The following is a 22,098-nucleotide window of genomic DNA, read 5'->3' on the forward strand; positions in this document are numbered from 1 at the left end:
AAAAAAAACAGCGCCCAACACCACACCGGGCGCTGCATGGCAACCTTATTCCAGACTTTTCACTGCCTGGCGCATACCCTGCACCAGAATCATTTCCAGGTTTGCCGTCACCTGCCCGGCAAGCCCGGGCAGCAACGTCAAATCTTCACCCCAGTGCGCCGCATCGCCGAGCACAGTATCCACCAGTTCACGCAGCGTTAAATCTTTGCCAACTCGCGGCCACAGACTGGCATACAGGCTAACCCACTGCTCATCATCCTGTATCGGATAGCGTTCTCCCTCCCGCTCAGCGCGATAAAACGCCAGCAGCGCCGCGAGGGCGAACGTTAACCGCACGGGCCAGCGCCCATTTTGCTGGCCCGCCAGCAGTTGCGGCAAAATTCGGGTACGGAATTTGGTCATCCCGTTAAGCGCAATGGAAAGCAACTGGTGACGAATGTAGGGGTTTTGAAAACGCCCGCTCACCGCGTCGGCAAATTCACGCAGTTCATCCGCCGGGAGACCCAATACCGGTATAATTTCCTCGCTAATCGCCCGCTCGATAAAGTGACGGACATCGGCATCCTGCATCGCTTCGCCGACGGTCTCCAGACCACACAGCCAGGCCACCGGCACCAACGACGTATGCGCGCCATTGAGAATGGCGACCTTACGCTCTTTGTACGGTTTAATATCGCTCACTACCCGAATGTTCAGCGGACACTGCGCCAGCTTCAGTTCCTCCGCCAGCCACTGCGGCCCCTGAATCACAAACAGGTAAAAATGCTCCGCGGTATCGAGAAACGCATCGTGATAGCCAAGCGTAGCTTCCAGCGCGGCGGCTTCTTCTCGCGGGTAGCCGGTGACAATGCGGTCGACCAGCGTGGAACAGAAGGTGTTTGCCGTCGCCACCCAGTCGGCAAACGCCGGGGGAAGCTGCCACTCCTGCGCATACTGCAGTACCAGCGTTTTGAGCGCCTCGCCGTTATAGTCGATAAGCTCGCACGGGATAATGACCCACCCCTTATCCACCGCGCCCTCAAAATGATTAAAACGCTCCAGCAGCAGACGCGTCAGTTTAGCCGGAAAGCTTACCGGCGGCGCATCATCGACCCGGTCTGCCGCGTGATAGCTAATTCCGGCTTCGGTGGTATTTGAAAACACAAAGCGAATATCCGCATTGTGGGCCAGCGCCAGATACGCCGCGAAGTCCTGATACGGATTGATTTCGTTATTCACCGAACGGATAAGCCGCGCCTCGCTCACCGCTTCGCCCTGCGAGTTTAGACCGCGAATAAGCGTGGTATACAGCCCGTCCTGGGTATTCAGCGACGGTGGAAAATCGCTATTGATCGGGCGAACGATGGTCACGCCAGCGTTCAGAAAGGTTTGCTCGTTGAGGATATCCAGTTGCCAGTCGACAAACGCCCGCAGGAAATTCCCTTCACCAAACTGGATCACGCGCGTTGGGTAGCTGGCACCCGGAAAATCACGTCGATTCAATGTCTTCATCACATTTACCCTCTCAGAACGTGATCACGCCTTTAATCAGTTCACGGTTGTTAATCACATCCCGTTCGTAGATTTCCGCCAGTGTGGCAAATGCGTAACGGTGCGTGAGCATCATGTCGGCGGTCAGTTTGCCTTCCGACATCAGGCGGCCCACTTTGGCGAAATCTTCCGGTGTGGCGTTGCGACTGCCCATCATGGTGGTCTCTTTCTTGTGGAACTCCGGATCGGAGAACTGCAAATCGCCTTTGAATAGCCCAACGAAAACAATGCTGCCGCCATGGCGAATCAAATTCACCGTGTTGTTCATCGCATGCTGATTGCCCGTGGCATCAATGACCTTTTGCGCCAGCGAACCACCAAACTGGTTACGCAACTGCGCATCAAAATCTTCAGCAGACGGATCGATAACCGGGAGCCCCAACCGGGAAACCACATGCTCCCGGCGAGCCGGACTGGTATCGGCGACCACCACCTGTGCGCCATCGGCTTTGGCAATCGCCGCCGCGCCCAGACCAATCGGACCGGCACCGACCACCAGCACCTGCTCACCCGGAGCCACTGCCGCCCGGCGTACCGCATGCGCGCTAATGGCATAAGGCTCAATCAGCGCCGCCGCCTGCGGATCAATTCCCTGCGCATCCAACAGGTTGGTGACCGGTACGGACAGGTATTCGCTGAAGCCGCCATCCTGATGCACGCCAATCACCGAAATCTTCTCGCAGCAGTTAGTGCGCCCGCTCAGACAGGCCGGACACTGCTGGCAGGCCACGTAAGGAATAACCGCCACCTGCTGACCATTTTTCAAATTCTGTATATTTTTGCCCAGCCCGACAATTTCCCCACATATTTCATGACCCAGCACACGTGGATAGCTGAAAAATGGCTGATTGCCGCCCCAGGCATGAATATCGGTACCGCAAATCCCGACTGATTTAATTTTTATTAATGCTTCACCCTCACCCGGAATAGGTATTTCACGCTCTTTCCAGACTAATTTTTTAGGTTCCTGGCAAATCAACGTATTCATCGTAGACATGATTCTGCTCTCCTGTTTTTTTGTTGCCTCAGATATCAACGAAAATAAAAAAGCCGGAGAAAGCAGAAACACAATCTGTGAATCCCAGCGCATAAAAATGTTTTAAATCGGGTTTTAATACGCAAAAAGGAGAAGCCATGAGCCGTTCACAGAACTTACGCCACAATGTGATTAACCAGATAATCGATGATATGGCGCGTGGTCATATCCCTTCCCCCCTCCCGTCGCAAAGCGCGCTGGCGGAGATGTACAACATCAGCCGCACCACCGTGCGCCATATGCTGAGCCACTTAGGCGAGTGCGGCGTGCTGACCCAGGTCGGCAGCCACTATGTCATCGTACGTAAACCCGACCATGACGACGGTTTTGCCTGTACCACCGCCTCCATGACTGAGCAAAACCGGATTTTTGAGCAGGCTTTTTTCACCATGATCAACCAGCGTCAGCTACGCGCAGGGGAGAGTTTCTCCGAACTACAGCTTGCCAGAGCTGCAGGGGTCAGCCCGGTGGTGGTGAGAGAATATCTTTTAAAATTCGAACGTTACAATCTGATCAAAAACGAAAAACGCGGCCATTGGAGCATGAAGCAGTTCGATCAGGCCTATGCGGAACAGCTGTTTGAACTCAGAGAGATGCTGGAAACCCATTCCCTGCAGCATTTTCTCAATCTGCCCGACGATGACCCGCGCTGGCTGCAGGCTAAAACACTGCTGGAGCGTCACCGGGTCCTGCGCGACAGCATCGGCAGCAGCTTTCGTATGTTCTCGCAGTTAGACCGTGAGTTTCATGCTTTACTGCTCTCCGCAGCAGATAATATATTTTTTAATCAATCACTTGAAATCATCTCCGTGATTTTCCACTTTCATTATCAGTGGGATGAAAGCGACCTCAAGCAGCGCAATATCATTGCCATTGATGAGCATATGACCATCCTCAGCGCACTGATTTGCCGCAGCGACCTGGATGCCACCCTGGCGCTCTGTAACCATTTGAATTCAGCCAAACAATCGATGATTCGCTCCATCAACCAAAGCCATAGCGCCGCTCATTAAGTACCGATAAAAAACAGCAAACCATTACCGGGAGCACGATTTTATAAAAATAAAAACGCCGGAAAAATACCGCTTGCCTATGCTCACGCTAAGTCGACTGCATTAAAAACTTTTGTGAGCGGTGATGAGCAAATTGATTCATCACTGGTATTTTTTCAATACTGCACAGCCCGGCTGTGTGAAAATAAATTATTGAGGTTCAGGAGTCCGGCGTGGAAAAAAATAATATTACCCTCGACCCGAGTTCTTCGTTTGGCACGTCGTCATCTGCGGATATTAACGTTCCGCCTGAGGGCATGGTGCAACGCAGTAGCCGAATAAAACGTATTCAGACCACAGCAATGATTTTATTATTTTTTGCTGCGGTGATTAATTATCTCGACCGCAGTTCACTGTCGGTCGCCAACTTAACGATTCGTGAAGAACTGGGGCTGAGCGCCACGCAAATCGGCGTACTGCTGTCAGTGTTTTCTCTCGCTTACGGTATTGCACAGCTGCCCTGCGGCCCGCTGCTGGATCGCAAAGGTCCGCGCATTATGCTGGGGCTGGGGATGTTCTTCTGGTCGCTGTTTCAGGCGATGTCTGGCATGGTTCACAGCTTCACTCAGTTTGTTCTCGTGCGTATCGGGATGGGGATCGGCGAAGCGCCCATGAACCCGTGCGGCGTAAAGGTCATCAACGACTGGTTTAACATCAAAGAGCGCGGTCGCCCAATGGGGTTATTCAACGCCGCTTCCACCATCGGTGTTGCCATTAGCCCGCCGATTCTGGCTGCCATGATGCTGGTGATGGGCTGGCGTTGGATGTTTATTACCATCGGCGTGCTGGGTATTTTCCTCGCCATCGGCTGGTACATGTTGTATCGCAACCGCGAGCAGATTGCGCTGAGCGCTACTGAACAAGCGTATCTGAACGCCGGTAGCGTCAATGCCCGCCGCGATCCGCTGAGCTTTGCCGAATGGCGCAGCCTGTTCCGCAACCGCACTATGTGGGGCATGATGCTGGGCTTTAGCGGCATCAACTACACCGCGTGGTTATATCTGGCGTGGCTGCCAGGCTACCTGCAAACCTCCTACAACCTGGATTTAAAAAGCACCGGATTAATGGCGGCGATCCCATTCCTGTTTGGCGCAGCCGGCATGTTAATTAACGGTTTTGTTACCGACTGGCTGGTGAAAGGCGGTATGGCACCGATTAAGAGCCGTAAGATTTGTATTATCGCCGGGATGTTCTGTTCTGCGGCCTTCACTTTCATCGTGCCGCAGGCCACAACGTCGATGGCCGCCGTATTACTGATCGGTATGGCGCTGTTCTGTATCCACTTCGCCGGCACCTCGTGCTGGGGTCTGATCCACGTAGCCGTCGCCTCACGCATGACCGCCTCCGTGGGCAGTATCCAGAACTTTGCCAGCTTTATCTGCGCGTCGTTTGCACCAATCGTCACCGGATTTATTGTTGATACCACCAACTCTTTCCGTCTGGCGCTAATCATCTGTGGCTGCGTCACCATGGTGGGAGCCCTCGCCTACATCTTCCTGGTGCGCCAACCCATCAGCGATCCGCGTAAAGATTAATCCTCATGATGCCCGATAACACCGCGCTTATCGGGCATGTTATGCTCGACAAATGAACATCACCTTACGCTCCACCACTCTGGCAGAAACTGCCGCTCTTCCCGCCATCGAACGATCTGCGGGGCAACGTTTTTTACTCATCCCCGAACTGGCGTGGATTGCTGACGACCAGATTATATCGGTTGACCAGCATCGGGCATTTGCCGCTGCTGGCATGAGCTGGCTGGCGCAGGTCGACGAGCATCCGGTCGGTTTTTTAGTTGCCGAAACACTGGGGTCATCGCTGTTTATTGCTGAACTTTCACTGCATCTGGAGTGGCAGGGAAAAGGTATTGGTCGCAGATTGATTGGCTATGTTGCCGAACAGGCGCGCGAGAAAGGTTATACATCGCTCACGCTGACCACCTTCCGTGATGTGCCGTGGAATGCGCCATTGTACGCACGATTGGGGTTTGAAATGCTGGCTGACGAGACGCTTCCTGCACTGCTGCGCCAGAAAAGAGAAGACGAAGCGGCGCACGGGCAGACGTACGAACTACGCTGCGCCATGCGCCTGATGCTGCGTTAATTGCCCGCGGGCGACTACGCCTTATCGGGCATTACCAACTTAGAACGTTTCCCAGTTATCCCCGGCATCCGTTACCGCAGCTTTTCGCGGCTGGACCGTTGAAACCGGTTTAGCGGCAGCAACGTCACGCGCGCGCTGTTGGTCATGCTGAATACGGAACACGGCAACGGCCTGGGTCAGGCGGCTGGCCTGCTCTTCCAGCGCCGCAGCGGCGGCGGCGGATTCTTCCACCAGCGAGGCGTTCTGCTGCGTCACACGATCCATCTCAGCAACGGCCAGACCGACCTGGTCGATACCGCGGCTCTGTTCATCAGAAGCAGAGGCGATTTCACCCATGATATCGGTCACGCGGGTTACCGCATTGACGATCTCATCCATGGTTTCACCAGCGCTTTCTACCAGCGTTGAACCCACATCCACACGGCTGACCGAGTCTTCAATCAGGCTCTTGATCTCGCGCGCGGCCTGCGCACTACGCTGGGCCAGGTTACGAACTTCACCCGCAACCACCGCAAAACCACGGCCCTGCTCGCCCGCACGCGCAGCTTCTACCGCGGCGTTGAGCGCCAGAATGTTGGTCTGGAAGGCAATGCCGTCGATGACGCTGATAATGTCGGCGATTTTCTGCGAACTGGAAGCGATGTCGCGCATGGTTTGCACCACGTTATCCACCACTTTGCCGCCTTTTTGCGCGGTTTCAGAAGCGCTTAGGGCCAGATGGCTGGCCTGACGCGCGTTTTCGGCGTTCTGCTTCACGGTCGCCGTCAGCTGTTCCATGCTGGCTGCGGTTTCTTCCAGAGATGCAGCCTGCTGCTCGGTACGCGAGGAGAGATCGTTGTTGCCCATCGCAATCTCGCTGGCCCCGCTGTAAATCGCGTTGGCACCGTTACGCACATCACCCACGGTGTTCATCAGCTCACCCTGCATGTGACGCAGACTTTCCGCCAGTTGGCCAATCTCGTTGGAACCTTCCACCTCAATACGCTTCACCAGGTCGCCGCTGGCGATATGACGAATGCTGTCGATCAGACGGTTCATTGGGGAGATAAGAGTCAGTTTGATGCCGAACCAGACCGCAATAATTGCCGCCAGTACGGTAATCAGTACACAGACCAATACCCACATCGCCTGGCTGTAAGAGCTGTTGTTATCTGCCACTGCTATGTCATACAGGCGATCATTCTGCTGCATGTAGTTGATGTATGTCTTCTCAAAACCATCCTGATAGCTTTGCGTGGGTTGATCAAAGAACGCATTGATCTTCCCGTCACCCAGTAACTGGATCAGCTCCGCCAGCGCGCCGTGATAGATGTCATAGGTGCGGTTGATCTCCTGGAACGCGGCTTCACTTTGACGCGGATCGCGCGGGAGCGACTCGTAAATCGCCCAGTTTTTTTCCGTCAGTTTCAGCGCTGTGCTGGCTACCTGCATCAGCTCAGCAACGGTCGCACCGCTGCCGATATTGCTCTGATCCATCATGTAGCGAATACCCGCCCGGTTCAGGGTATTACGCGTTTGCAGCAGCTCAACCCAGGTGGCGTTAAGCGCAGACTGTTGCTGGCGAATGGTTTGCAGAACGGTAAAGTTCTCTTTGTCATTCTTAAGTGAGTTAAAAAACAAGCCGCCCGAGGCGAGCTGTAAAAGGCCAAATAGCGCCAATACCAGCAGTAAGCTGGTAACAATCTTCATTCGTTTTAACATGTTTTCTCTTTCCGCTAGACAGATACTCTGGTTTTCGGCCTGGAAAGAGAAAACTTTATGGTGTCAGCAATTGCCACAGAATTATCGTTTTCACATTAAATCCCGTTCCCTATGACAAATTACGCAAAAAATTTGTCGTTCTGTTGCGCCTTAGGTGTAGGATTCCCGTTTTTTAAGAAAAGGATGCTTCTATGTTGAATCGCGATTTTGATCACCTATCCACTCTCGCACACCACTTTTTTGAACGTGAAGATGTTCGTCAAAAGCTCAATATCATCGATCAGTACAACATCTCCGGTTGGGAAGTGTGGATGCAGATAGAATTTGCCAATCTGTTGGCTTCGACAGGTCATGAATGGTGGCGTGAACAGACCCTCGCTTGCGATCTGCGGAAAAATCCACAGCGTGTGTCTGTGCGTGCAGATTTCTTATTGCGGAAAAAAGGATGGACGCAGGACAGCTACATTGCGCTTGAGCTCAAGCAGAACCAGGATCCGACAAGCTGCGTCAGAAATATGATTGCGGATTTGGTTAAAAGCGCAAAAATCAAACGTTCGGAATTAGAGCTGCGTAGCTTCTGGACGTTAGGAGTAACGCCCCGCATAGACAAAGAGCGCCTCGATGAACTGATTGACTATTATCTGGATGAAAAATATTACCTGACTAAATCACGTAAGAAACATGTGTTGCTTAAAGACATCGAACATACGCCTTACTGTTATATCGTGATCTAAGTATCTCAGTGAGATGCTTCGTCAGTTGGAAAACACGGCATGTAGATGGGCGAACGCTATAATGCCGTGATCTCAATCACATAAATGCCCCCACTCACCCCCATTGCTTACCGCTCACTGACACTTGGGACCGCTTAAGCTGACATACAACCGCTCACTTATTTACCTTACTTTACGCGCGTATTTCTCTGGCAAGATCCCCCCAACATAGCAGTCAAATTACCTCCTCAAACACAAGATCAAACCCACGCGGCTTCGGCCAATTATTAATTAGATACCAGGTTTTACTATGGATACGAAAAAGATATTCAAGCACATACCCTGGGTGATTCTCGGAATCATCGGTGCATTCTGCCTCTCGGTAGTGGCATTACGTCGGGGTGAGCACATCAGTGCCCTGTGGATCGTGGTCGCCTCAGTTTCTGTTTATCTGGTGGCCTATCGTTACTACAGTCTGTACATCGCCCAAAAGGTGATGAAACTTGACCCGACGCGTGCCACGCCGGCGGTCATCAACAATGACGGTCTGAACTACGTTCCAACCAACCGTAACGTATTGTTTGGCCACCACTTTGCCGCTATCGCAGGTGCAGGTCCGCTGGTTGGGCCGGTACTGGCCGCGCAGATGGGCTATCTGCCCGGTACGCTGTGGCTGCTGGCGGGTGTCGTGCTGGCCGGTGCGGTGCAGGACTTCATGGTGCTGTTTATCTCTTCACGCCGTAACGGCGCATCGCTGGGTGAGATGATCAAAGAAGAGATGGGCCCGATCCCGGGAACCATTGCGCTGTTCGGCTGCTTCTTAATCATGATCATCATCCTTGCGGTACTGGCGCTGATCGTGGTGAAAGCGCTGGCTGAAAGCCCGTGGGGTGTGTTCACCGTCTGCTCAACCGTACCTATCGCGCTATTCATGGGGATCTACATGCGATTCCTGCGACCGGGTCGTGTGGGCGAAGTGTCGGTGATTGGTATTGTGCTGCTAGTTGCGTCCATCTACTTCGGCGGCGTGATTGCTCACGACCCGTACTGGGGCCCGGCGCTGACCTTTAAAGACACCACCATTACCTTTACCCTGATCGGCTACGCGTTTATCTCTGCGCTGCTGCCGGTATGGCTGATCCTCGCGCCGCGCGACTATCTGGCTACCTTCCTGAAAATCGGCGTTATCGTCGGTCTGGCGGTGGGGATTGTTATCCTCAACCCGGAACTGAAAATGCCGGCGATGACTCAGTACGTTGATGGTACTGGTCCGCTGTGGAAAGGCGCTCTGTTCCCGTTCCTGTTCATCACCATCGCGTGTGGTGCGGTCTCTGGCTTCCACGCGCTGATCGCTTCTGGTACCACACCGAAGCTGCTGGCCTGTGAAACCGACGCGCGCTTTATCGGTTACGGCGCCATGCTGATGGAATCCTTCGTGGCGATTATGGCGCTGGTTGCCGCGTCCATCATCGAACCGGGTCTGTACTTCGCAATGAACACCCCGCCAGCAGGCCTTGGCATCACCATGCCGAACCTGCATGAAATGAGCGGCGAGAACGCCCCGCTGATTATGGCGCAGTTGAAAGACGTAACCGCACATGCGGCGGCGACCGTCAGCTCCTGGGGCTTCGTCATTTCGCCTGAGCAGATCCTGCAGACCGCGAAAGACATCGGTGAACCGTCCGTTCTGAACCGCGCAGGTGGCGCGCCGACGCTGGCCGTTGGTATCGCTCACGTGTTCCACAAAGTGCTGCCAATGGCTGATATGGGCTTCTGGTACCACTTCGGTATTCTGTTTGAAGCACTGTTCATCCTGACCGCACTGGATGCCGGTACCCGTTCTGGCCGCTTTATGCTGCAGGATTTACTGGGGAACTTCGTTCCGTTCCTGAAGAAAACCGACTCTCTGGTTGCGGGTATCATCGGTACTGCGGGCTGCGTAGGCCTGTGGGGTTACCTGCTGTATCAAGGCGTTGTTGACCCGCTGGGCGGCGTTAAGAGCCTGTGGCCGCTGTTCGGTATCTCTAACCAGATGCTGGCTGCCGTGGCACTGGTTCTGGGCACCGTGGTACTGGTTAAAATGCAGCGCACCAAATATATCTGGGTTACCGTTGTTCCGGCAGTATGGCTGCTTATCTGCACCACCTGGGCGCTGGGTCTGAAACTGTTCAGCACCAACCCGCAGATGGAAGGCTTCTTCTTCATGGCGAATCAGTACAAAGAGAAGATTGCTAACGGCGGCGAACTGACCGCTCAGCAGATTGCCAACATGAACCACATCGTCGTCAACAACTACACCAACGCAGGCCTGAGTATTCTGTTCCTGGTGGTGGTGTACAGCATCATTTTCTACGGGTTCCGTACCTGGCAGAAAGCCCGCGCCATCAACGGTCGCTCTGATAAAGAGACGCCGTATGTACCGGTGCCGGAAGGCGGCGTGAAGACCTCTTCACATCACTAACCGTATTCAGCCCCGCTTCGGCGGGGCTTTTCGCTTATCAGGATTGTTTATGTTTGGTACTTTAGGTCAGGCAAAAAAATACCTCGGTCAGGCGGCAAAGATGCTGATTGGCATTCCGGACTACGACAACTACGTCGAGCACATGAAGACCAACCATCCCGATAAGCCGTACATGACCTACGAAGAATTCTTCCGCGAGCGCCAGGAAGCCCGCTACGGTAGCGGCGGAAGCAGTTGCTGTTAGAAGGAGAAATGAATGACCCCGATTGCAGTTACCCTACTCACCGGTTTTCTTGGCGCGGGTAAAACCACCCTGCTGCGCCATATTCTCAACGAGCAGCACGGCTATAAGATTGCCGTTATCGAAAACGAATTCGGCGAAGTCTCGGTGGACGATCAGCTGATTGGCGACCGCGCCACGCAGATCAAAACCCTGACCAACGGCTGCATTTGCTGTACACGCTCCAGTGAGCTGGAAGACGCACTGTTAGATCTGCTCGACAACCTCGATAAAGGCGCCATCCATTTCGACCGTTTGGTGATCGAGTGCACCGGCATGGCTGACCCCGGCCCGATTATCCAGACCTTTTTCTCCCATGAAGTGATTTGCGAACGCTACCTGTTGGACGGTGTGATTGCGCTGGTTGACGCGGTACATGCCGACGATCAGATGAACCAGTTCACCATCGCCCAGTCGCAGGTGGGCTACGCTGACCGCATTCTACTGACCAAAACCGACGTGGCGGGTGAAAGCGAGAAACTGCGTGAGCGCCTGGCGCGCATCAACGCCCGCGCCCCGGTGTATACCGTCACGCATGGTGATATCGACCTCTCCCTGCTGTTCGATACCAACGGTTTCATGCTCGAGGAGAACGTGGTCAGCGCCAAACCACGCTTCCACTTTATCGCCGATAAGCAAAATGATATCTCCTCGATCGTCGTCGAGCTGGATTACCCGGTAAACATCAGTGACGTGTCGCGGGTAATGGAAAATCTGCTGCTGGAATCCGCCGAGAAGTTGCTGCGCTACAAAGGCATGCTGTGGATTGAAGACGAGCCAAACCGCCTGCTGTTCCAGGGCGTTCAGCGTCTGTACAGCGCCGACTGGGATCGCCCGTGGGGCGACGAACAACCGCACAGCCTGCTGGTGTTTATCGGCATTAACCTGCCGGAAGACGAGATCCGAGCCGCGTTTGCGGGGTTGAAGAAGTAAACAGCCGCTCCCTTTTATTTGTGAAAGGGAGCAAATATCTCTGAAACAAATATCTCGCATCACGCTTTCTGTTTGTAATATTGTCTGTTAATGTCATTACCCATGATGAATTCATGTTTTTATTAATATCTCTCGGAATATTAATTTAACATATTTATATAATTTTCATGAATTGGTAGGCGTAACATGGCAATCATTATTCCCACAATAAGCAGTTGTAGCGAGAAAATTACTGCCGGCGAAAAAAGACTGGCAAGACTTCTTGAGGGGGGACTCAGCGAACAGTGTACCTGCTGGTATGACACCCGAATGGGAGACAAGCAAGAGCATCCGGATTTTGTAATTCTAACCCCCGAAAAAGGTTTGTTATTTATAGAAGTAAAAGACTGGTTTATTACAAAAATTAAATCTGCCAACAAATCACATATTCATTATGAAACTAAAGACGGCATTCAACCGTTCAAGAATCCACTCGAACAGGTTCGTCAATATACCTTTCACACTATCAATAGCCTAAAAAAAGATCCGCTGCTTCGCCAGCAACAAGGTGATTATGAAGGCAGCTTTATTATGCCGTATGGATTTGGTGTTTATTTGAGCAATATCACCCGAGCACAGCTAGAAAAGAGTTTTCCACCCGAAGCGATAAATGAACTATTCCCAGCCAGCCAGGTTATTTGCAAAGACGAACTCAGCGAGTTTATGACCAAGGAACAAATCTCTGCCCGGCTCGAATCCCTTCTCAGACATAACTACGCTCATCACACTACACCACAGCAACTCGACCGTATCCGATGGCATCTATATCCCGATGTACGCATTAACGCATCCGTTACGCAGGTTGATCTGAACAATTTTACGTTCCACACCCCCGATGTGGTTTGCATGATGGACAGGAACCAGGAACAACTCGCCAGAAGCATGGGTGCAGGACACCGTGTTATTCATGGCGTGGCAGGATCCGGTAAAACGCTCATTTTGCACCACCGTTGTATTGAGCTTGCCAACAATATTGAAAACACCAAGCCGATCCTGGTGATTTGCTACAACATCACGCTGGCCAAAAAACTCAAATCACAGCTTGAGCAGCACACTTTAAGACTTCCCGTCGAAGTCATCCATTTTCATGCCTGGTGTTATCAACAGTTAAATGCACATCATTGTCTTCCGCCGAAAAGCAAAAACTTTATTGAGCTGATGGAAAATGCACTGACGGTGGCATTTGAAAAGGGGAGTATAAAACCGGAGCAATACAGCGCAGTCCTAATAGACGAGGGACACGATTTTAAACCGGAGTGGCTGAGAATACTCGCACGTATGCCAGACAACAAAGATAACTCCCTTCTTTTCCTCTACGATGACGCCCAGTCTATCTACCAGAAAAAGAAAGCCCTCGACTTCACACTCTCTAGTGTCAATATTAAGGCCCTCGGCCGCACTACGATCCTGAATACCAACTATCGTAATACCCGGCAAATACTCCATTTTGCCAGCAACATTGCCTTTAATTATCTCAATAATCACATTGAAGAGGCGCTCAAATACCAGCAACCCGATGCTGGAGGCTTGTCCGGCACTTACCCGGCACTGGCCAGCTTTGATAATCAGGACGAGGAGATTACTCACGTGCTCGATTGGGTGACAAAGCAGCGACAACAAGGTATTGCATGGTCAGAGATCGCCATACTGTGCCCTTCAACATACAGCATTTCGGGGATGCTGGGGCCACGTCTCGCGGCGCGTAGCATCCCCTACCAAATGATTGTGACCAGCGATGACAAAAAGCACTGGTCGCCGCAAAATGATCTCCTTTGTGTAATGCCTTTACCAAGCAGTAAGGGGCTTGAATTTCACTCAGTGGCTATTATGGATGCCGCAAAGGAAAGGGATGAGGAAGATCTGAGTGACGACATCAAGCGTCTGTATGTCGGATTTACCCGCGCGCGCCAGAATCTTTTGGTGACAATGCACGGAACAGGGAGCTTGCGCGACCATCTTATCAACACCTACGAAAATAGCGCAAAGGTGATCTAACGGAGCCACGCCAGGAATCCGTAAACATTCCCCTCTCCCTACAGCGGAGAGGGGCGAATCCTATTTCAACACGCCCTGCTGCGTTACAACCCACTGTTCACTGGTGGTAATCGGTTTGTCATCTCGGCATGATGCCGCAGGTGTTCCACTAATTTGACAGCTGCGGTTATTTTAGCGGAGAACCGCAGCAGAAATAACCTCGCAGATGCCCGGTGGCGCTACACTTATCGGGCCAGGAAATTCCGCTTCCCGTAGACCGGATCAGGCACAGCCGCTATCCGGCACTCACAGTCCCTGCATATTCTGACTATTTCTTGTTTTGCTCGCGCAGCATCGCTTCGCGCAAAATGGCATTGAGACGCGTCTGGTAACCCTTCCCGGGGCGCTTCAGCCATTCCATCACATCGGCATCAATGCGTACCGACGCCTGCGTTTTCAACGGACGGAAAAACTTACCGCGATGAGCTTCTGACCACAGCTCATCCTCGGTCACGGGAATGTCGCTGTAATCAATATCATCGTCCGGTTTATTCGCCAGCGCCTTCAGTTCAGCCTCATGCTGAGCACTCAGCGCGGATACGCTGCCGCGTTTATGTTTAACTATGTTCATAACGACTCCTCTCTTTACGATCTGCCTTTCTGGCACTGATGATACGAATGACTTCAAAGCCACTTTCAAACCTAACGCTATGGGCAACCAGAATAACCACAATGCCATGAACGAGACCAATGGTCTGCCAGCGATACTCACCGTTCTCATACCGATCCTGCCGCGACAGATGTTGGGGATCGTCGAAAACCAATATTGCGTCCTCAAAGCGAATACCATGTTTACGGTGGTTACTTTGTGCCTTGTTTGCATCCCACTCAAACTCCATTGGCATGTTCTTTCCCTAATTGTATATACAAAAGTGTATATACAATTATCTTACGATTATAGCGAAATTGTTGGAAATAACATCACATTTTGCTTTTAATAGAGTGAAGTTAGTAGGCGGATAAGGCGCAGCCGCCATCCGGCACTGGCAGTTTTCATTCCGATAAGTGATTCATCCCATGGAATTTTTCATCTGGTATGGGAAGCTATTGCCATTGCACTCGTTAAGGGACCAACGTGAAAAAGTACAAAGTGATTACCCCGCTTTTTCCAACTTATGATCAGACCCGAGCCATGATGAATGCCGTGGCTGGATGTTCAGTCAAAGCGGTGCGTAATATGATCACCGCCATTCAGGAACAAACGGGTACGCCACAAAACCCGGTTGACTGGTCAGAGCCGGATAACTGGATTAAAGAACGGCTCAGCGGCGAAGATGCCAAAATAGCCTGGCAGATCTGGAAGATGGATAACCATATTCTCAACCCCCGCCACAGCTATGGCTGCTACATGTTTATCAATAACCCTTTGTTCGATCTTATGCAGACCCACGAAGACGGCGGCTGGTACCCCAGCGAACAGGGGCGATTATTTCTGGATAACGATGAAGCCACACTGCGTAAACTCGACGATACAGAAGGCATGTTGCAACTACTGGAACTGCTCGCCGGCCGGGAGCAGGCCAGACGCGCTGATCTGCTACCCGAGTGGCAGGCATTCTTACATCAGCACTCAAAATTTGCCTCCCCCAGTTCAGTCAAAACTACGCTCTACGCCCGGCTGTACAACCTGGTCGAGCGCGATCTGGTAGCCCGTGAAGGGATGAGCTACAAAATTACCGAGGCTGGCCGAAAATGGCTCGGTAAGGCACTGCCTGAACGTCGAACCGATCCACGTAAGGAGTTGCTGGATGCGGTAAAACGCTATAACCAGCAGCAAAAAGAGCTATTGCGCGACCAGCTCTCCACTATGAATCCGTACAAATTTGAACATCTGGTGGCTCAGCTACTTGAAACAATGGGCTACGAGCAGGTTGAAGTGACCAAAGCCTCCGGCGATAAAGGCGTGGATGTGATTGGTAAGGTTCAGGTGGGCATCACCACCATTACCGAAGTGGTGCAGGTAAAACGGATGCAGAACACCATCACGCGCCCGTATATCGACCAGCTACGCGGCGCACTGCCTTACCACAAAGCCATTCGCGGCACGCTGATCACTACCGGCAAGTTTGCCGCCAAATGCGCGGAAGCAGCGCTGTTCCCAGGCGCCGCGCCGATTACCTTAATCGACGGCGATCGCCTGCTGGAGCTGTTGATTGAAAACAACGTCGGCATTCGCCGAAGCAACGCAGTGGAATTGCTGGATGTGGATTTACAGCTGTTTGATGAGCTGGAGATTGAATAACGTGCCAGACGCTGTAGCACAGCCATTTCTGTTCATGGCTTGCATAACAATATTGTGTAAAATCAAAGCAATCTCATTATCGGTAGAGAACGGACATGGCTGACCTGAACCTGAGTACCCTGACGGAAGCAGACATCATCACCAAACGCGTAATGCCCGCCATCCTTGACGCTGGCTGGAACGACACAACGCAAATCAGACAAGAGGTCAAACTCCGGGACGGCAAAGTCATCGTGCGCGGTAAAGTGGCGGCACGTCGAAAGGTCAAATCTGCCGATATCGTGCTTTACCACAAGCTCAACATGCCACTAGCGGTTATCGAGGCCAAAGCCAATAAGCATGAAATCGGCAAAGGTATGCAGCAGGCACTGGGTTATGCGCACCTGCTCGACGTTCCCTTTGCGTTTGCTTCCAACGGCGACGGCTTTATTTTCCACGATAAAACCTCAACTGGCGCGATTGAGCGTGAAATTACCCTCGACGAATTCCCAACGCCTGACGAACTATGGCAGAAATATTGCCTCTGGAAAGGGTATACCGCCGCTCAGATGCCGATCGTCGCACAAGATTACTACAACGACGGCAGCGAGAAACGGCTGCGCTACTATCAGCTTCAAGCCATCAACAAAACGCTGGAAGCCGTATCCGCCGGGCAAAAAAGAGCATTGTTAGTCATGGCAACGGGGACAGGTAAAACGCTGACGGCGTTCCATATCATCTGGCGTTTATGGAAAGCCGGCGTGAAGAAACGCATTTTATTCCTGGCTGACCGTAACGTCCTGGTTGATCAAACTAAACGCGATGATTTCCAGCCTTTCGGCTCCGCGATGACCAAAGTCACCGGTCGTACTCTCGACCCCGCTTTTGAAATCCATCTTGCACTCTATCAGGCGTTAACCGGCAACGAAGAGCAGCAAAAAGCGTTTAAGCAGGTTTCGCCAGATTTCTTTGACCTGATTATCATCGACGAATGCCACCGTGGCAGCGCCTCTGAAGACAGTGCCTGGCGTGAAATCCTGGATTATTTCAGCTCCGCTACCCAGATTGGTATGACCGCCACGCCGCAAGAAACGCATGAGATCTCCAATAGCAGCTATTTCGGCGATCCTATTTACACCTATTCGTTGAAAGAAGGGATTGAGGATGGATTCCTCGCGCCTTACAAAGTGGTTCGCGTCGATATTGATGTTGATTTACAGGGCTGGCGGCCCGTGCGCGGCCAGAGCGATCTCAACGGTGAACTGATCGACGATCGAATCTACAACCAGAGAGATTTTGACCGCACAATGGTCATCGACGAGCGGACTGAACTGGTTGCACGCACCATCACCGACTACCTCAAACGCACCAATCCGATGGATAAGACCATCGTATTTTGCGAAGACATTCCGCATGCCGAACGCATGCGTCGGGCACTGATCAACCTCAACCCGGAGATGGTAAAACGTAACGATAAATATGTGATGAAAATCACTGGTGATGACGATGAAGGAAAGGGACAACTCGACAACTTCAGTGACAAGAAAAAAGAATGGCCCGTGATTGTGACCACCTCAGAATTAATGACCACCGGGGTCAACGTTAAGACCTGCAAACTGATCGTGCTGGATCAAACCATCCGCTCAATGACCAAATTTAAACAGATCATTGGCCGGGGCACCCGCATCGAAGAAAACTACGGCAAACTGTGGTTCACCATTCTCGATTTCAAAAAGGCCACTGAACTGTTTGCCGACGAGCGCTTTGACGGTATTCCTGAAAAAGTGATGGAAGCCACGCCTGATGACATTGCGGATCCGGACTCCGGATTCAACGAAACGCTGGATGAAGAAACACCTGACGTCTTTGCCGATGAAGACGTCAACAGAGCGGACGAGGACCCGGCTCCTTACACCACCCGCCCGATGGACGACTCCGGCCCGATGCCGGAAGAGGAAGACAACCGGGTCCGCAAATTCCACATTAACGGCGTTACCGTTGGGGTAGTATCGCAACGTGTCCAGTATTACGACGCCGACGGCAGGCTGGTCACCGAATCCTTCAAAGATTACACCCGAAAAACCGTGCTCAAAGAGTGCGCCTCACTGGATGATTTTGTCCGAAAATGGCAAGATGCTGACCGCAAAGCGGCGGTGATCAAAGAGCTCGAATTACAGGGCATCCTCTGGGATGTGCTGGCGGAAGAGGTGGGCAAAGAGCTCGACCCGTTCGACATGCTGTGCCACGTGGTGTATGGTCAGCCGCCGCTCACGCGCAAAGAGCGCGCAGATAACGTTCGCAAGCGTAATTATTTCACCAAATATTCCGATGCCGCCCAGGCCGTACTCAGCAATTTGCTGGACAAATACGCCGATGCGGGCGTGGAAGAAATCGAGAATATTCAGGTGCTGAAGCTTAAGCCGTTCGACCAGATGGGCACTCTGCAGGAGATCATCACCGACGGCTTTGGTGATAAAGGCACCTATATGCAGGCAGTGAGCGACCTGGAAAGCGAAATTTACCAGCTTCCTCCCCGCTCCGCCTGAAAATCCTGATTACGCCACCTGCGGCCCGTCTGCCGCAGGTGGCTTTATTTTTTTATAAAGGGACGACCCCATGTCAATCAGCTCGGCTATCAAATCATTACAGGACATCATGCGCAAAGATGCAGGTGTCGATGGCGACGCACAGCGTCTGGGTCAGCTCTCCTGGTTACTGTTTCTGAAGATCTTCGACGCCCAGGAGCAGGCGCTGGAAATTGAGCAGGAAAAATACAAACTGCCCATGCCTGAGCGCTACCTGTGGCGCAACTGGGCGGCCGATAACGAAGGGATCACCGGCGATAAACTGCTGGCATTCGTCAACGACGATCTGTTTCCGACCCTGAAAGACTTGCCCGCGCAGATCGATATCAACCCGCGCGGCTATGTGGTTAAGCAGGCGTTCAGCGATGCCTATAACTACATGAAAAACGGCACCCTGCTGCGCCAGGTGATCAACAAGCTCAACGAGATTGATTTCACACGCGCCAGCGAACGTCATTTGTTCGGTGATATTTATGAACAGATCCTCCGGGATTTACAGGCCGCAGGCAACGCGGGTGAATTCTACACCCCGCGCGCCGTGACCCGTTTTATGGTCGATCGTGTCGATCCGAAGCTTGGCGAATCCATTATGGACCCGGCCTGCGGCACCGGCGGCTTCCTCGCCTGCGCGTTTGACCATGTTAAAAATCACTACGCGCACACGGTAGCAGACCGTCAGATCCTGCAAAAACAGATCCACGGCGTGGAGAAGAAACAGCTGCCGCACCTGCTGTGTACCACCAATATGCTGCTGCACGGCATTGAAGTGCCGGTGCAAATCCGCCACGACAACACCCTGAATAAACCGCTCTCCTCCTGGGACGATCAGATGAATGTGATTGTCACCAACCCCCCGTTCGGCGGCACCGAAGAAGACGGCATCGAGAAGAACTTCCCTTCCGATATGCAGACCCGCGAAACGGCGGATCTGTTCCTGCAACTGATTATTGAAGTGCTGGCGAAAAACGGTCGTGCAGCGGTGGTGTTGCCGGACGGCACGCTGTTTGGTGAAGGCGTGAAAACCAAGATCAAAAAGCTGCTCACCGAAGAATGCAACCTGCACACCATCGTGCGTCTGCCGAACGGCGTGTTTAACCCGTACACCGGGATCAAAACCAACCTGCTGTTCTTTACCAAAGGCCAGCCGACCAAAGAGATCTGGTTCTACGAGCACCCGTACCCGGCAGGGGTGAAGAACTACAGCAAAACCAAACCGATGAAGTTTGAAGAGTTCCAGGCCGAGATCGACTGGTGGGGCAACGAGGCCGACGGCTTCGCCAGCCGCGTCGAGAACGAACAGGCGTGGAAGGTCAGCATCGACGAGGTGATTGCCCGCAACTTTAACCTCGATATCAAGAACCCGCACCAGGCGGAAACCGTCAGCCACGATCCGGACGAACTACTCGCGCAGTACGCGAAGCAGCAGGAAGAAATCCAGACCCTGCGCCACCAGCTGCGCGATATTCTCGGCGCGGCGCTCTCCGGTAAGGAGGCCAACTGATGGCGGTGGAAAAACTGATTGTTGACCATATCGACACCTGGACCACGGCGCTGCAAACCCGCTCCACGGCGGGGCGCGGCAGCTCGGGTAAGATTGATCTGTATGGCATCAAGAAGCTGCGCGAGCTGATTCTGGAGCTAGCGGTGCGCGGGAAACTGGTACCGCAGGATCCGAACGATGAACCGGCGTCGGTGCTGCTGAAACGCATTGCGGCGGAAAAAGCCGAACTGGTGAAACAGGGGAAGATTAAAAAGCCCAAGCCGCTGCCGGAGATTAGCGAGGAGGAGAAACCATTTGAGCTGCCGATGGGGTGGGAGTGGGCGCGACTACCTGAAATTACTCATTATCAAGTAGGGAAAACACCATCAACTAAAGATTCTAGTTTTTGGGGTTCACACGAAAACGGTATTCCGTGGGTTAGCATTAGTGATCTTGTTCAAAATGGTATTGTAGAGATAACATCAAAATATATTTCTAAAAAGGCTAAAGAGGATATATTTAAATACCCTCCGGATCCAGCTGGAACTATACTAATGAGTTTTAAACTCACTGTAGGTAAAACCTCACTATTGAATATTGATGCTTATCATAATGAAGCTATCATATCAATACATGAGATGAATGGACTAAATAGAAACTATCTATTCCATTTACTCCCATTAATATCTCAACTTGGAAATACCAAACAAGCTATTATGGGAAATACATTAAACTCGGAATCTCTGTCTATGCTGATAGTGCCTGTTCCGAGCACAGAAGAACAAATACGAATAGTAAAAAAATATGAGGAACTAATGTCCCTCTGCGACCAACTGGAACAGCACTCCCTGACCAGTCTGGACGCCCATCAACAGCTGGTTGAAACCCTGCTAACCACGCTAACCGACAGCCAGAATGCCGATGAACTGGCCGAAAACTGGGCGCGTATCAGCGAACATTTCGACACGCTGTTTACCACCGAAGCCAGCATTAACGCCTTAAAACAGACCATTCTGCAACTGGCGGTGATGGGCAAACTGGTGCCGCAGGATCCGAACGACGAACCAGCCTCTGAACTGCTCAAACGTATTGCGCAGGAAAAAGCGCAACTGGTGAAAGACGGGAAAATTAAAAAGCAAAAACCGTTGCCACCTATTGGTGATGGGGAAAAACCGTTTGAACTGCCAGATGGGTGGGTATGGTCTAGATTAGATCATATTGCATCGAAGATTACCGATGGTGATCATAAAACTCCACCACGCATTGCTGAAGGTTATAAATTACTTTCAGCCAAAAATATTCGCGATGGTTTTTTAGACTATGAAAACTGTGACTATATTTCAGAGTCTAGCTATATAAAATCCCGTGAAAGATGCTTACCTGAAAAAGGTGATCTATTAATCGTTTCGGTTGGCGGAACAATAGGAAGATCATCATTAATTACTGGCGACTCTGAATTTGCACTCGTACGTAGTGTTGCAATAATAAAACCATTAATTATTGAGTCAAATTTCTTAAAAATAGCTATGGACTCCCAGTTATTACAATCTATGATTCACTCGCACAAACGCGGTGGAGCACAACCTTGTTTATATCTTGGCGAAATAAGCAAATTTCTATTCCCTGTACCTCCATTAAAAGAGCAAAAAAGAATCGTTAAAACAGTCAATATATTCATGGGAATCCTTGAAACCTTAACTTTAGCATTCAAATCCGCTCAACAAACCCAGCTCCACCTGGCCGACGCCCTCACCGACGCAGCCATAAATTAACCCACCCCAGAAACCAATAAAGCGGCTAAATAGCCGCTTTATTCCCATCACCAGAAATAATCCATCCCCGCATCCACGCCGTTATTTTCATTCATTTTCAGCTGGATTTTCCTTCTATTCCCTGATGATATATACAGGTATTTTTCGCAAGACGCCCG

Annotated in this window: 17 protein-coding genes; 12 read left to right on the forward strand and 5 right to left on the reverse strand. The window is 51.8% G+C overall.

The features are described 5' to 3' along the window. Window positions 1-45: 45 nt before the first annotated feature. Window positions 46-1,491 carry a tagaturonate reductase gene (locus HV243_RS21365; protein ID WP_047358385.1) on the reverse strand — a complete coding sequence of 482 codons (1,446 nt, stop codon included), beginning with the start codon at window positions 1,489-1,491 and terminating at the stop codon, window positions 46-48. Between the two features lie 13 nt (window positions 1,492-1,504). Further along, a complete protein-coding gene (locus tag HV243_RS21370; RefSeq protein ID WP_047358386.1) occupies window positions 1,505-2,527 on the reverse strand; it encodes a zinc-binding alcohol dehydrogenase family protein in 1,023 nt (340 codons plus the stop codon). A 137-nt stretch (window positions 2,528-2,664) separates the two neighbouring features. Here HV243_RS21370 and HV243_RS21375 point away from each other — a divergent pair, with 137 nt between their 5' ends. The 3 genes from HV243_RS21375 to HV243_RS21385 all read left to right on the forward strand — a co-directional run bounded on the left by HV243_RS21375 (window position 2,665) and on the right by HV243_RS21385 (window position 5,721). After that, window positions 2,665-3,579: a GntR family transcriptional regulator gene (locus tag HV243_RS21375; protein ID WP_016151582.1), complete on the forward strand. Its 915-nt coding sequence runs from the start codon at window positions 2,665-2,667 to the stop codon at window positions 3,577-3,579. 212 nt (window positions 3,580-3,791) lie between these two features. Further along, window positions 3,792-5,153 (forward strand): MFS transporter, encoded by a 1,362-nt coding sequence (locus tag HV243_RS21380; protein ID WP_016155619.1) that lies wholly within the window; start codon window positions 3,792-3,794, stop codon window positions 5,151-5,153. 52 nt (window positions 5,154-5,205) lie between these two features. After that, window positions 5,206-5,721 carry a GNAT family N-acetyltransferase gene (locus tag HV243_RS21385; protein ID WP_047358387.1) on the forward strand — a complete coding sequence of 172 codons (516 nt, stop codon included), beginning with the start codon at window positions 5,206-5,208 and terminating at the stop codon, window positions 5,719-5,721. Window positions 5,722-5,760: 39 nt separating this feature from the next. Here HV243_RS21385 and tsr read toward each other — a convergent pair whose 3' ends face one another. Next, a complete protein-coding gene (tsr, locus tag HV243_RS21390) occupies window positions 5,761-7,422 on the reverse strand; it encodes a methyl-accepting chemotaxis protein (RefSeq protein WP_016155617.1) in 1,662 nt (553 codons plus the stop codon). A gap of 191 nt (window positions 7,423-7,613) precedes the next feature. On the opposite strand from tsr, the gene HV243_RS21395 reads away from it, so the two are divergent. From HV243_RS21395 to HV243_RS21415, 5 genes are all read left to right on the forward strand, one after another. Next, window positions 7,614-8,156, forward strand: a complete 543-nt coding sequence (locus HV243_RS21395; protein WP_053389312.1) for a hypothetical protein — start codon at window positions 7,614-7,616, stop codon at window positions 8,154-8,156. A 289-nt stretch (window positions 8,157-8,445) separates the two neighbouring features. After that, entirely contained in the window at window positions 8,446-10,596 is a 2,151-nt protein-coding gene (gene btsT, locus HV243_RS21400; protein ID WP_003830033.1) for a pyruvate/proton symporter BtsT, read from the forward strand. 49 nt (window positions 10,597-10,645) lie between these two features. Continuing rightward, on the forward strand, window positions 10,646-10,840 hold the full coding sequence (locus HV243_RS21405) for a YbdD/YjiX family protein (protein ID WP_003830038.1): 195 nt from the start codon (window positions 10,646-10,648) through the stop codon (window positions 10,838-10,840). Window positions 10,841-10,852: 12 nt separating this feature from the next. Then, entirely contained in the window at window positions 10,853-11,809 is a 957-nt protein-coding gene (yjiA, locus tag HV243_RS21410) for a GTPase (RefSeq protein ID WP_053389311.1), read from the forward strand. Window positions 11,810-11,995: 186 nt separating this feature from the next. Then, complete coding sequence (locus HV243_RS21415; protein ID WP_053389310.1) at window positions 11,996-13,843, forward strand: 3'-5' exonuclease; 1,848 nt, start codon at window positions 11,996-11,998, stop codon at window positions 13,841-13,843. A 307-nt stretch (window positions 13,844-14,150) separates the two neighbouring features. Here HV243_RS21415 and HV243_RS21420 read toward each other — a convergent pair whose 3' ends face one another. After that, window positions 14,151-14,453 carry a BrnA antitoxin family protein gene (locus HV243_RS21420; RefSeq protein WP_046275900.1) on the reverse strand — a complete coding sequence of 101 codons (303 nt, stop codon included), beginning with the start codon at window positions 14,451-14,453 and terminating at the stop codon, window positions 14,151-14,153. After that, window positions 14,440-14,727, reverse strand: coding sequence for a BrnT family toxin (locus tag HV243_RS21425; RefSeq protein ID WP_053389309.1), 288 nt, complete (start codon window positions 14,725-14,727; stop codon window positions 14,440-14,442). Before HV243_RS21425 ends, HV243_RS21420 begins: the two co-directional genes overlap by 14 nt. A 230-nt stretch (window positions 14,728-14,957) precedes the next feature. On the opposite strand from HV243_RS21425, the gene HV243_RS21430 reads away from it, so the two are divergent. The 4 genes from HV243_RS21430 (at window position 14,958) to HV243_RS21445 (ending at window position 21,940) form a co-directional block, all read left to right on the forward strand. Then, entirely contained in the window at window positions 14,958-16,124 is a 1,167-nt protein-coding gene (locus HV243_RS21430) for a restriction endonuclease (RefSeq protein WP_019078303.1), read from the forward strand. A gap of 95 nt (window positions 16,125-16,219) precedes the next feature. Next, on the forward strand, window positions 16,220-18,649 hold the full coding sequence (locus HV243_RS21435; RefSeq protein WP_053389308.1) for a DEAD/DEAH box helicase family protein: 2,430 nt from the start codon (window positions 16,220-16,222) through the stop codon (window positions 18,647-18,649). Window positions 18,650-18,719: 70 nt separating this feature from the next. Then, on the forward strand, window positions 18,720-20,189 hold the full coding sequence (locus HV243_RS21440) for an N-6 DNA methylase (protein ID WP_053389307.1): 1,470 nt from the start codon (window positions 18,720-18,722) through the stop codon (window positions 20,187-20,189). Continuing rightward, complete coding sequence (locus HV243_RS21445) at window positions 20,189-21,940, forward strand: restriction endonuclease subunit S (protein ID WP_053389306.1); 1,752 nt, start codon at window positions 20,189-20,191, stop codon at window positions 21,938-21,940. The genes HV243_RS21440 and HV243_RS21445 overlap by 1 nt, the downstream gene beginning before the upstream one ends. Window positions 21,941-22,098 lie beyond the last annotated feature (158 nt).

The sequence above is a fragment of the Citrobacter sp. RHBSTW-00599 genome (assembly GCF_013784065.1).
GTDB classification, from domain to species: domain Bacteria; phylum Pseudomonadota; class Gammaproteobacteria; order Enterobacterales; family Enterobacteriaceae; genus Citrobacter; species Citrobacter braakii.